9 protein-coding genes are annotated in these 12,345 nt (G+C 46.4%); 3 read left to right on the top strand and 6 right to left on the bottom strand.

The features are described 5' to 3' along the window. Window positions 1–25 precede the first annotated feature (25 nt). The 3 genes from A2048_04875 to A2048_04865 form a co-directional block, all read right to left on the bottom strand. Window positions 26–1,639, bottom strand: a complete 1,614-nt coding sequence (locus tag A2048_04875; protein ID OGP08354.1) for a hypothetical protein — start codon at window positions 1,637–1,639, stop codon at window positions 26–28. A gap of 153 nt (window positions 1,640–1,792) precedes the next feature. Beyond that, window positions 1,793–2,158 (bottom strand): hypothetical protein, encoded by a 366-nt coding sequence (locus A2048_04870; GenBank protein OGP08353.1) that lies wholly within the window; start codon window positions 2,156–2,158, stop codon window positions 1,793–1,795. Window positions 2,159–2,179: 21 nt separating this feature from the next. Beyond that, on the bottom strand, window positions 2,180–2,881 hold the full coding sequence (locus A2048_04865) for an antitermination protein NusG (GenBank protein ID OGP08352.1): 702 nt from the start codon (window positions 2,879–2,881) through the stop codon (window positions 2,180–2,182). 570 nt (window positions 2,882–3,451) lie between these two features. Between A2048_04865 and A2048_04860 the strand changes: the two genes are divergently transcribed. After that, on the top strand, window positions 3,452–3,709 hold the full coding sequence (locus A2048_04860; GenBank protein ID OGP08351.1) for a hypothetical protein: 258 nt from the start codon (window positions 3,452–3,454) through the stop codon (window positions 3,707–3,709). A 188-nt stretch (window positions 3,710–3,897) separates the two neighbouring features. Here A2048_04860 and A2048_04855 read toward each other — a convergent pair whose 3' ends face one another. The 3 genes from A2048_04855 to A2048_04845 form a co-directional block, all read right to left on the bottom strand. Next, a complete protein-coding gene (locus tag A2048_04855) occupies window positions 3,898–5,085 on the bottom strand; it encodes an AAA family ATPase (protein ID OGP08350.1) in 1,188 nt (395 codons plus the stop codon). A gap of 95 nt (window positions 5,086–5,180) precedes the next feature. Continuing rightward, window positions 5,181–7,616, bottom strand: a complete 2,436-nt coding sequence (locus tag A2048_04850) for a hypothetical protein (protein OGP08368.1) — start codon at window positions 7,614–7,616, stop codon at window positions 5,181–5,183. Window positions 7,617–7,684: 68 nt separating this feature from the next. Beyond that, window positions 7,685–8,845: an acetyl-CoA acetyltransferase gene (locus A2048_04845; GenBank protein ID OGP08349.1), complete on the bottom strand. Its 1,161-nt coding sequence runs from the start codon at window positions 8,843–8,845 to the stop codon at window positions 7,685–7,687. A 183-nt stretch (window positions 8,846–9,028) separates the two neighbouring features. On the opposite strand from A2048_04845, the gene A2048_04840 reads away from it, so the two are divergent. Both A2048_04840 and A2048_04835 read left to right on the top strand, forming a co-directional pair. Further along, the gene (locus A2048_04840) at window positions 9,029–9,940 is read left to right on the top strand and encodes a hypothetical protein (protein ID OGP08348.1); all 912 of its coding nucleotides are present in this window, start codon (window positions 9,029–9,031) and stop codon (window positions 9,938–9,940) included. Between the two features lie 55 nt (window positions 9,941–9,995). After that, window positions 9,996–12,296, top strand: a complete 2,301-nt coding sequence (locus tag A2048_04835) for a hypothetical protein (protein OGP08347.1) — start codon at window positions 9,996–9,998, stop codon at window positions 12,294–12,296. Window positions 12,297–12,345 lie beyond the last annotated feature (49 nt).

Below are 12,345 nucleotides of genomic sequence, written 5' to 3'. Positions count from 1 at the left end.
AAAGGAACATGATGAAGCAAATCAATTATTCCCACGTCCACAGGGTTCCTTCAGAGATGATAAAGGGCTGCCCTGTTTGGCGAGCGCAACTCATGCTGATGCCATTGCCATTCACAGGATTTATTTGCCCAACGCCCAAAATATTACCCGTTTCAGTATTAATGGCTTGAGCTTGCCCATCTTGACTTACAGCCCACGCCATGTTGCCAAAATTAAGACGTGAATCAGCACACAGGTCATAACTGGTACCATCAATATTGGCCACACCCCGCACGTCACTTGCAGCCCAGTTATTATTTGGAGTGATAATAATAACTCGCCGATCCGGATGGCTCCACCGATTCACAACAAGGCGATTAAATCCATCCACATCCATCCCTGCCACGCTCCACCAAGCTTCAAGGTTTCCACCATCGACCCATCTTTCTTGTTGGAGTGCCATGCGCTTCACCTGGCCACTTGTAAACAAACTTGCATAGAGGAAGCGACTATCCTGACTGAAAACCACTTCATCGGGAAAAGCCATGTTCAGGGCGCTTCGTGTGGCAGCGTTAGCTACATCGTTAGTAGCAAAAACAATCACCTGAGAAAGAGCACCTTCCGCATTAACTCCTTGAGTCATGGCCACCCAAGTTCCATCGGGAGAAACCCGGGCACTATCCCCAAAATAAGGTTCGTCCTGCGCATTCCGGCTATTTGTGGGTACAGAAACACGATTGAGCAGTTGCCCATTGGTCGCATTAAAAACAAGCAACTCTGTCCGTGACAAATCGGGCAAAGGTTGATGAGCACAGTAAATGCGGGCTAAACTTGGATGAAAGTCACAACCCTCGCTCCATACACGTATGGGATTTTGGCCACTGCCTGTATCCCACGCAAAAACCCATTGGCCCTGGGCATTAAGAGTCCATGACATAAGCCCACCGACAATGTTTCTTTGGACCTCGTGCCGATACGCGGCAGCAATGCGTGTGCCATCGGGACTTACGGCAAGTGCATCCCAATGGCAAAGCGAGCCTTCAAAACATGCAGCGGGAATATTGGGGAGGCGCCCTAAAGTGACCAACTGATTTCGGTCAGCCACAATTTCAATTTGGCAATTGGCGCTACAACCATCGCCATTGGCCTGATTTCCATCATCGCATTGTTCCCCTGGATTCACTTGATTGTCCCCACAAGCTGGAGGTGGCGGAGGGGGAGGTGCGGCTGGGCAATCGGCTGCACACGTCAGGTTTGTTTCACCATTATTACATACACCATCTCCACAACGTGGAGCGGGTGGTGGAGGGGGTGCATCTGGGCAGTCCACCGCACAATTCAGGTTTGTCTCCCCTGGGCTACAAATTTTATCACCACAGCGCAGCCCAAGAGGCGGTGGGGCTGGACAATCAACAACACAGCTTTGGGTTGTTTCGTTATTGTTACAAATACCATCTCCACAACTCAATGCCGGTAAAGGAACTGGACAATCGGCTTCGCAATTCAGGTTTGTTTCATCTTGGCTGCAAATATTATCGCCACAGCTATCATTATCTGAAAATTGATTATCCGACTCTGTATTGGATGTTGAGGAAGGTGCCCCTGAACAACTAACAAAAAAGAAAACTAGAACAAAAGTGGCCCATGGCTGATCCTTCATAAGGAGACCTCTTTTCTAAAAAATCTTCATCCTTGTAAAAGGTAACAAGAATAATCCAAAGAAACAAACACCGAATTCATCTCAGTCAAATCCAGAAAGGTAATAGGGCATGCTTCTTATTGTTATTTTTCAATTTCCCCATAATCAACATGATTACAATTGAGCCGAGGATTCCAAAAAGAGAACCAAAGCCTCAATATCTTTTTGAAGATAAGGAAAAGCCGGCATCACATGGGTGGGGCGTTTGGGTTGGTAGCCGGGGGGGTAGGATTGATGTAAGAGCCGGGCTTCCACAAGTTCTTTAGATGAGCCACTAATAGCAGGCCCCACAGGGCCGTCTTTGGTCGGATCAGGATGATGGCAAATAGTGCATTGGGTAGTATAAATGGCACGGCCCTGCGCCACAAGATCTTCTTGGGTTTGAGGGGAACCTTGGTTTTTTGAACAGGAAAAAAGGGAAAAAATACCGAAAGAGAAAAAACAAATTTTGAGAATCATAAAATGTAGGGGCAGACCCATGTGTCTGCCCCTACGTAAAATCTATCGCGTTACCAATTCCACAATCACATAGAGCGCGGCTGTCAATACCACACCGCTATGAATCACGCCTTTGATTGTCGTTAAAGGGCCCAATTTTCCTTTAAGGGCATTTAATTCCAAAGCAAGAAAAATGACCCCAAAAACAATAGCGACCAAACCAAAATTCACAGTTGAAAAATCACGGCTTAAAATTAAATGGCGGGCCGCTCCCATGAAAAAAAGCATGGGGAATGAAAAAAGCACATTGGTACGGCTGGCGACAAGGGCCCTGGCCCCACGGGCTGCTGCGGATGGATCAGCCTGCCCCCCTGCCAAAACCTTGTTGGCAGAAGCAATCACCACCTTTTGGGCCGGCCAAATCACAAACCAAACATTAAACCACATCAGGCTTCCCAAAGTGGCTCCCAATAAAATGAGAAGTCCCCACGATGAGGTAAGCGGTACGCCGGAATGAAGCGTTCCCGTAATAATAAGCCATCCCGAAAGAAAAGTGATCATGGCGCCCCATCTAAACCACCACAAAGCTCGTGGCACTAGTTTAGTGATCACCACATTTTTTACACCAGCATCAATTTCCTTAAAAAATTCCCCCTGCACATAATTAAAGTAATAAAGCATTCCAATCCAGATGACCCCAAAAATAAAATGAACCCAACGGAGCAAAAACATGACCCCATCTATATTAAATAAAGCCCAATCCATAAAATACCTCCCTTGTCGCGCCGAAGCTTCAGCGAAGGCGGACTTGTTAAATGAATAATCAAAAAACTGAGGTGAGTGTGCCACAGCATTTATGCAAGTCAAACATTTTCATGGTCTTTCAACCACCAAAAGCATCAGGTGAAATTATAAGAAACCCCATCTTTTCATCATCCTAAAGGCGCAAAACTTCTGGCATGCGTTTTGCTTTTAGTTAAATACCATGAAGGAAAGGGCCCCCAACATGAACTCCCAAACATCAAACGATTTAAGTGAAACCACCCAAAAAATTATCATCACCCCCCAGGAAAAAAACTGGGATGAAATCACTCAAAAAATTTTTATTGAGAAGTCGGAACCATTGGTAGAAACCGAAACAGAAATTTTATGAAAAACTATACATAACGACATTTTAATTTGCTGATTAACTCCCCCCAACCCCCTCTTAAGCTAAGAGGGGGAGTTATGTCGCTCTGTATAGATAAGCCACAAATGACTTCCTGACTGTCGTGTGAGCAGAGGTCGTTCAAGGCACAACAAAAGCCTTTTTCTGCCGATAATAGATCCATGGTAATGGATCTCGCCAAATCAATACCCCTGGCAATCAGGCCAGAAAGCCCGGCACAAGGGGCTTTTTCAACGCATGAAAGGGAGACCCTGCTTCAACGAGCCTCTTCGCCGGAGGAGACAAAGCTCATCCAAGATTTAGACCAGGCCTTAAAATCACAAACACCCGATGGATACCTCCTGTCAGAGGGGGAAGAAGCCGCGCTTACTTCCAGTCATCCTCAAGTTATTCCTGCTCTCTTCAAGCAATTAAGAAGCGAATAGGACAGGCAGGACTTGTGATCACCACGATGGGCCGAGATTCAAACGGTCAAATCCGATGGGATGCTGATTTCTTTTGCGTACGCGAAAGCCATCTTCCTGGGAAAAAAGTCAAATACCCTTATGTTTTTGACTTGGGTATCTATTAGCACCATGTTGAAAAAAAATCGCAGGGGAAACGTAAAAGCTTTTCATTGCACCCACTGCCCAAGCGGCGCCGTTAAAAATTCCTCCAAAGGGATCCCCTGATTTCCCACCAACAATTGACGATGGGTTTTAAAATTTTGGGTAAAGACTTCCATCCCCGGCAAGGATTCTTTTTTTCTGCCGCTTTTTACTTCCAAAGCAATCACCTTTTTCCCGTTCCGGATCACAAAATCAACTTCCCGGGCGCCCTCTCTCCAGTAAAAAATCTCCCATGAAGTCCCTTGAATACCATTGAGTAAATAAGCCCCCACAGCCGACTCCACCAGGCGACCCCAAAAATCGCGATCTCTTTGGGCTTCTTCAAAAGTCAAACCCGAATGGCAACTCATGAGAGCCGTGTTCAATATCTGTAGCTTGGGACTGGAACCTCTTTGCCTGATTTTTTGACCTGAAAATTTTTGAATGCCAGAAACCAGCCCCGCTCCCGACAACAAAGTCAGGTAATAGGCCAATGTGGTTGTGTTCCCCACATCCTGAAGTTGCCCCACCATTTTTTGGTAGGAAACAATCTGACCGGAATACTCGCACCCAAGCTGGAACAACCGCCGAAGTAGGACAGGCTTGTCAATGCGGTTCATCAGTAAAATATCGCGCGACAGGGTTGTTTCCACCAACGAATCCAGAATATAACGCTTCCATCGCAGCTCATCGTCTGTCAGTGCGGCGGACCCGGGATAAGCCCCGAAATACAAGAAATGATCCAGGCCCCATCCAAAAGCCGTTTTCATTTCAGTCAAACTCCAATGGGGAACAGGGATCAATTCAAAGCGTCCGGCGAGAGATTCGCCGATACCCTTCTCCACAAGCCATGGGGAAGACCCCAAAAGAAAAACCTTCAATGCCAATTTGTTTTTACTGTCTTCATCCCACAACCACTTCACCGTGGTTGACCAATCTTTTATTTTTTGGACTTCATCGATGATTAAAACAGCCCCCTCCTTGCTTTCGTGCGCCCGGATTCGGGCCAAATCCCATTGTTGAATCAACCATGTTTTGTCATGAGGGGAGGCTTCATCCGCCGTGGCATAATGGCAAGGCAACCCCACTTGAGCCACACATTGATGCACGAGGGTGGTCTTCCCCACCTGCCGTGGCCCCTGAAGCACCTGAATAAATCGTCTGGGTTCCACAGCCCTTTGGCTCAATAAGGATAAAAGTTTACGTTGAAACATATGAGTTACTTTACTTATTATATTGAGTAAATTAACTCATTATGTAAAGTTAATTTTTATCTAATTGATTTTATTGAATTCTTTATAAGAATGTATCAGTTCCTCAGCGGCTTCCCCGTCATCAAGAGCGACTGCATGCGGGCTTGGGATTTTTCTTCTCCGCAGAGTTGCAGGAAGGTTTCGCGTTCCACATCCAAAAGATATTGTTCGGAGACAAAACCCTGATTGGGGAGATTTCCGCCCGTTAACACATGCGCCAATTTTGAAGCGATAAGACCATCGTGCTCGCTGATCAAACCTTGGGCCCGGAAACCCTCAATACCATTGAGGAGCGCCATCTTGGCTCCTTCTCCACCCACATAAATATCTTCGCGAGGGGTTGTTTTTTGATAAGTCTTGGCCATTTCCAAGACATCCTGCTTGGCATCATAGAGAAGCTTGTCACGGGAAAGGGAAATTTTGTCGGAACGCTTGAAATAATTGTGACCATAGGCTTCTTTGGCGGAAGTCGCCACTTTTGCAAAGGCCACCGTCTCAAAAGTTTTTTGGACTTTGGGAAAGAACCCACCATCGGAAGGACCTGCCCAGCCCTTGGCCCCTTTGGCTTTCAGGGCTGCTTCCACATTGAGAAGCACATTCTTGTTACCACCACCACCGGGAATTAAACCGGCACCCACTTCCACAAGTCCTATATAGCATTCCCCATGGGCACGGATGGCATCACAGCCCATGCTCACTTCGCAACCACCGCCCAAAGTAAGTCCAAAGGGGGCGGCCACCGTGGGTTTGGATGAATATTTAAGACGCATGCAAACATCCTGGAAACCCTTCACCAACTTTTCGATATTGTCCCAATTCTTCTGCTGGCTCTCGAGCCACAGGAGCATCAAGTTCGCGCCCGCGGAGAAATTGCCACCGTCATTGGCGATCACCAAACCGGCATAGTCGCGGCTGGATTCCATCAAATCAATACCGGCATTGAGCATGTCGCCAATATCACCATCGATGGCATTCATCTTGGTGTGGAATTCGACACACAAAACACCATCACCAATATCAATGAGAGAAGCTCCGGTATTGGATTTCAATTCCCGACCTTGTTCCTTCAAGGTTCTAATAACAATGTTAGTCGATTTAAGAGGAACGGGCTGGTAGGAATTGGTGCGTTGATCAAAGAAAAATTTCTTTCCCTTATCGTTTTTGTAAAAAACACCATTTCCTTTTTCAAGCACTGCTTTGATAATCACGGGGACAGCACGGCCTTCCTTTTGCAAACGGTCAGCCACGTTCTTCACACCCAAGACATCCAGGGTTTCAAAAGGTCCCAAATCCCAGTTAAAACCCCACTTCATGGCGTTGTCTACATTGACCACATCGTCGGCAATTTCAGGGATGCGATTGGCTGCGTAAACAAGGGTGTCACTCACCTGTTTCCAGGCAAATTCCCCGGCGGGATCGGCGGCACCCACCATGGTGCGAATTTTTTCAGGGAGATCTTCCAAATTTTTAATGGCCCCCAAGGAGTCATAGCGTACTTTTTCCTGCGGACCGTATTCACCGGTTTTCAAATTGATCGAAAGGATTTCCTTTTTCCCATCCGGACCTTTTGTTTTCTTATAAAACCCCTGCTTTGTTTTATCGCCAAAGAGTTTTTTCTCAATCATTGTGTTCAAGATGGGGGGAATTTTAAAAGCTTCCCGCGATTCATCCTGTAAACAAAGATCGTAGGTATTTTTAGCCACATGCACAAGGGTATCCAAACCCACCATGTCCGCGGTACGGAAAGCAGCCGATTTTGGGCGCCCCAGGGCTGCTCCGGCAATCTTATCAACGGCCTCAACGGATAAGCCACGGCTTAAAGCCTCGTGCAAAGACGCCATCCATGCATAAACACCAATACGATTGGCCACGAAATTGGGAGTATCCTTGGCTGTAACCACCCCTTTGCCCAGCGTATTTTCCAAAAAGTCAACGACCGTCGAAAGAACTTCCTTGTCGGTTTCAGAACTTGAAACCACTTCAACAAGCTTCATGTAGCGAACGGGGTTAAAGAAATGCGTAATGACAAAATTTTTGCGGAATTCCGGCGAACGACCTTCGGCCATGGTTTTAAGGGGAATGCCCGAAGTGTTCGAGCTGATAATGGCGCCCTTCTTCATGTTTTTTTCAACTGTTTCAAAAACTTTTTGCTTGATGTCCAAACGTTCGGTGACCACTTCAATAATCCAGTCGCATTCGCCGAGTAGCTTCAGGTCATCCTGGGTATTGCCGGCGCAAATAAGCTTCATGTCTTTTTTGTCGAAAATAAGGGAAGGCTTGGATTTACCAATGACTTCCTCAATGCTCTTGAGAGCCAACTTATTGCGAAACCGCGCATCCGTTTCTTTAAGACCTGCCTTGGCATCTTCTTCAGTAAATTTGGGCACGATATCCAAAAGGACTGAAGGGATCCCCGCATTGGCCAAATGAGCTGCGATTCCAGCCCCCATCACCCCTGAACCGATAACAGCGACTTTTTTGATTTGCATAATATCTCCGTACGGGCGCCCCTTGGCGCGCCCTCTTTGGGGGGCGCAGCAAGCAGCGCCCCTACGATTTATTAAACCCTCTCCACAATTGTGGCCAACCCCTGGCCACCACCGATACACATGCTCTCAATGCCGATATTTTTGTTATAGCCTTTAAGATCATGAATCAGTGTGGACATGATGCGTGCCCCAGTGCATCCAAGAGGATGGCCCAGTGCAATGGCTCCGCCCTTTGGGTTGATACGCGGATCATTCCAATCAAGTCCCAAAATTTTCGCCACACTCATCGTTTGCACGGCAAAAGCCTCGTTAAATTCAAAAATATCGATGTCTTTTAATGTAAGCCCTGCACGTTTCAAAGCTTTGGGAACGGCATAGGCAGGGCCCTCACCCATCACTTCCGGACCACAACCAGCCACCGCCATTGAGCGAATTCTTACCAAGGGCTTCAGGCCTAGTTGTTTGGCTTTTTCTGCCGACATCATGACCACCGCAGCAGCCCCATCGGTAAGGGGGGATGAATTACCTGCTGTAACAGACCCACCTTCTTTGAAAACCGGCTTTAGCTCGCCCAATTTTTTTACATCGGGTTGACGAGGGCCTTCGTCAATATTGACTACTATTGTGGTTCCATCCTGTTTTTTGATCGTGACAGGAACAATTTCAGTGAACAAATTTTCCTTCATCGCTTTTAAAGCCTTGATGTGTGAGTTGGCAGAATATTCATCCTGATCTTTGCGACCAATTTTATGTTTTTCAGCCAGGTTTTCAGCAGTGACCCCCATGGAGATATAAGCGTTGGGAAGCCCCTTACCCGGCATCAAACGCGGATTTAAGGAAGGGTTAAACCCCCCCATGGGCACATGGCTCATCGATTCAGCGCCTGCAGCAATAAAAATTTCGCCATTACCGGCCATGATATTCAAGGCGGCAATGTTGATCGCTTCAAGAGACGAAGAGCAGAAGCGGTTCACCGTAACAGCGCCCGCTGTCAGAGGAACACCCGCCAAGAAGCCCACGTTTCTGGCCAGATTCATGCCCTGCTCGCCTTCCGGCATGGCACATCCCAAAATGAGGTCCTCGATTTCGGCTGGGTTTAATTTGGAAACTTGGGCCAATGTTTTTTGGATAACCTCAGCGGCTAAGTCATCGATACGGGTCCAAACATACTGGCCTTTTAAGGCACGCCCCATGGGGGACCGGCCTGCTGCTACAATAACGGCTTCACGCATATTAACTCCTTATAGAAGGTGGGTTGTGAGTCATGAGTTATAAGATATTAGGTCGCATTACTTAGTAACTCATTCTCTCATAACTAAAAAATGAATGACCATTCAGTGTAAACCACGGCTTTAAAAACTTGTCAAGATTCGAGTGAAATAAACATGGTTCGACCACCGCGTAGCGGGTCCCGTTTGCTGGACAAAGCTCACCATGTCCGTTATTTTACAAACATGTCAAAACCCATCCTCCTTGACGGCGCCATGGGCACTTATTTGCAAACCATGGGGCTAGCGCCAAACACAGCTTCGGATTCCTGGAACTTGACCCACCCTGAAAAAATAGTGGAAGTCCATAAAGCTTATGCAAAGGCCGGCTCACAAATCCTTTTTACCAATACCTTTGGGGCTTCGCGGAATCGTTTGGCTGAAACGGGAATGGCGGATGACATCAAAAAAATAAATGAGGCCGGGGTTAGGTTCGTTCGGCAAGCATTAGAAATCCTTTCATCCCCCTTTCATCAAGGAGGGGAGATTTTAGATTCTGCACCACGAATCGCCGGCTGCATCGGCCCCATTGGAAGCCTTCAAAAACCTTTCAAATCACTCTCGACAAAACAAGCATCCGCTCTTTATGAGGAACAGATTTGTCTTCTTTTAGAAAATAAAGTCGATCTGATCGTCATCGAAACTCTCTTTGATGCCGCTGAAATTGAAGTGGCCAGCGAAGTCGCACTTAAAACCATCCGCAAGAAAATTCCCTTGATGATTTCAATGACAGTTGGTGAAAACGGATTGCTTGCCTGTGGGAGCGATCCCGTGACTACCTCTTATTATTTAGAGAAGAGAGGCGTGGATATTATTGGATTGAACTGCTCGTTTGGGCCCGAATCGATCTGGCCAGTGTTTGAGAAGATGAGAAAAGAAATTAAATGTTCCATCGCGGTAAAACCGAATGCCTCTGTAGTGACAGGTCGCGACCTGTCACTACAAGCAGAAAAATTCGCCACATGGATGAAAAAATTCGCTGACACCGGGGCCGATTTCATCGGCGGATGCTGTGGAACAACGCCGGAACATATTGCCGCTCTCACCCTTCTCCTTTAAGAATTCGACAAGCTTTATTCCCCCATGTACTATTTAAAAGATGGTGCAACCTTCAATGAAACAATCCTTACCTTCCTTTATCCTTCGTTACCAAAAAATCATTTTCATTGTTTCTGCCCTGCTGACAGCGCTTCTTTTCTGGGGAGCCTTGCAGGTTAAAACCGTCAACACCTTAGAGAACATGCTCCCACAGGACGACCCCGATCTGGTCACTTATCAAAACTTCATCAAAGAATTTGAAAACGACTACACCTATCTTTTGGTCCTTGAGCCCCAAATTCTTTTCAACGCTGATTTTTTGAACACACTGCATGAAATCACACAATCGCTGCAAAAACTTCCCCATGTCGACAAGGTGCATGCACTCCCACAAGCTCAAAACATGGTCGCAAAAGACGGGATGCTTTCGATGGAAGATTTGTTTGAATATCCGCTTACCGAAGAGACGACATTAACATTTAAATCAAAAGCCCTTAAAAATCCTTTTCTCCTAAAATACATCATTCATCCTTCCAAAAAACTCACTTCGATCTTCGTTATTTTAAAACCGCAAACAAACAGCCTTCTCAAACAGGAAGCCCGGGAACAAACTTGGAGGGACATTCAAAACATTCTGGAACAGGCCAACAAAAAAGTACCCTTTAAAACCCATTTTGCGGGACAGGCCACTTTTGAACAGGCCCTTTCCCAAAGCACACGCCACGCCCAAGTTTGGGGCACAGCAATTATTTTAATCATCGTTTGCGTGGTCTTTTATTTTTTGTTTCGGAGTATCCCGGGTGTTTTGCTCTGTCTGGGGTTGGTGGGCACCTCTTTTGTTTGGTTTTTAGGTACCATCGGTTTTTTGGGGAAACCCCTTAATTTTGTCACTGCCATGCTGCCCCCGCTCATCCTTATGGTGAGTGTTTTGGACTTTATCCACGTGTATTCCCTTTTTATCCACCAACCACCCAATTTTTCTCCCCAAGAAAAGCTTGCACACAGTTTAAATAAATTCATCAAGCCCGGCTTTTTAACCATGGTTACAAGCGGGATTGGATTTGGGTCCCTGGCCACAAGCTCCATGGAAGCCACCCGTCATTTTGGTCTTTTTGCCGTCATCGGCATTGTCATGGCTTTTATCCTGACCGTCGGGCCTTTTAGTTTATTGGTGATGCATTTTGGTTCTTCTCTTAAAACAAAAGAACCCGCCTCTCCCTGGATATCCAAAGCGGTTTCCCTTTTGGCGGGGCTTAGTCGCGATCATTGGAAACCCGTGTTGATTCTTGCCTTGCTTGTCCTTGGAATAACAATTTTTAAAATCCCCCAACTGACCATTGAAACCAAACCCATCCGCTTTTACCCCCCCGACTCAAGCTTAAGACAGGATGTAAAATTGATTGATCGAAGTTTTGGGGGCACCACCACCATTGACCTGATCGTCAAGGGAGAGCCTGGAAGCATGAAAAATCCGGAAACACTCAAAGAAATCGAGATTTTCGCCAAAGAAACACAAAAAATTAATTACGCCGGGTATCCTTTATCGGCCATCGATTTCCTCAAAAAAGGGAATCGGGTTCTTCATGACAACAATCCCGATTTTTTTGGTATTCCTTCAACAACACAGGAAGTGGAAACCCTGTTTTCATTTTTGGAAAAAGATCCTTATTTCAAGCGATTGGCAAGCCCGGATTACTCCACCTTAAGGCTCAACGCCCTGGTTGAAGCCCAAGGCACACAAGAAGGAAAACAGATGCTCAAAGAAGTGAAAGAATTGGCAGCAAAAACTTTAAGGGCACCGCTTGCCCTTACCGTGACAGGCGCCAATATTGTATGGATGAATATGGAAAAGATGATTGCCAATTCTTTAATAACTAGTTTCACCACCAGTTTTATTTTGATCACAGTCATTATGGCCCTTGTTTTCAGATCGTGGAAGCTTGGGCTGGTGGCCATGATTCCAAACGTCTTTCCCATCCTTGTCACTTTGGGAATCATGGGCTGGATGCACATTCCCTTAAACATGGTCACCTTGATGATTGCAAGCTTAGCCCTTGGGCTGGCAGTCGACGACACCATTCATTTGGTCATGGAACTCAAAGAAGAAATCCATTCCCTCAGCTTAAAGGAAGCCATCGCAAACACTTTTAAAAATTTGGGGCCGGCCGTTGTGTCAACGTCTGCGGTTTTATCGTTAAGCTTTTGGGCCCTGTGCGTTTCGGATTTTTTGCCCACTTATTACTTTGGGCTTTTATCAGGGGTCACGATTCTTACGGGACTTGCGGCTGAACTGGTGTTATTCCCTGCCTGTCTTATCTGTTTTAAAAAATGGATTTTTAATACCCCTGTCATTCCCGCCACGCTACGAACGAAGTGAGTTCTTCAGAGCGGGAATCCATTATTTTATGGCCCTTAGGGGCCATCCC

The sequence above is a fragment of the Deltaproteobacteria bacterium GWA2_45_12 genome, from assembly GCA_001797365.1.
Classification (GTDB): domain Bacteria; phylum UBA10199; class UBA10199; order UBA10199; family UBA10199; genus UBA10199.
Note: the sequence above shows the minus strand (reverse complement) of the source record. Positions and strands in the feature narration are given on the sequence as shown.

Bases quoted from the DNA above. Each gene is read 5' to 3' on its own strand.
- A2048_04875 (OGP08354.1), bottom strand. From the start codon at position 1,639: ATGAAGGATCAGCCATGGGCCACTTTTGTTCTAGTTTTCTTTTTTGTT.
- A2048_04870 (OGP08353.1), bottom strand. From the start codon at position 2,158: ATGGGTCTGCCCCTACATTTTATGATTCTCAAAATTTGTTTTTTCTCT.
- A2048_04865 (OGP08352.1), bottom strand. From the start codon at position 2,881: ATGGATTGGGCTTTATTTAATATAGATGGGGTCATGTTTTTGCTCCGT.
- A2048_04860 (OGP08351.1), top strand. From the start codon at position 3,452: ATGGATCTCGCCAAATCAATACCCCTGGCAATCAGGCCAGAAAGCCCG.
- A2048_04855 (OGP08350.1), bottom strand. From the start codon at position 5,085: ATGTTTCAACGTAAACTTTTATCCTTATTGAGCCAAAGGGCTGTGGAA.
- A2048_04845 (OGP08349.1), bottom strand. From the start codon at position 8,845: ATGCGTGAAGCCGTTATTGTAGCAGCAGGCCGGTCCCCCATGGGGCGT.
- A2048_04835 (OGP08347.1), top strand. From the start codon at position 9,996: ATGAAACAATCCTTACCTTCCTTTATCCTTCGTTACCAAAAAATCATT.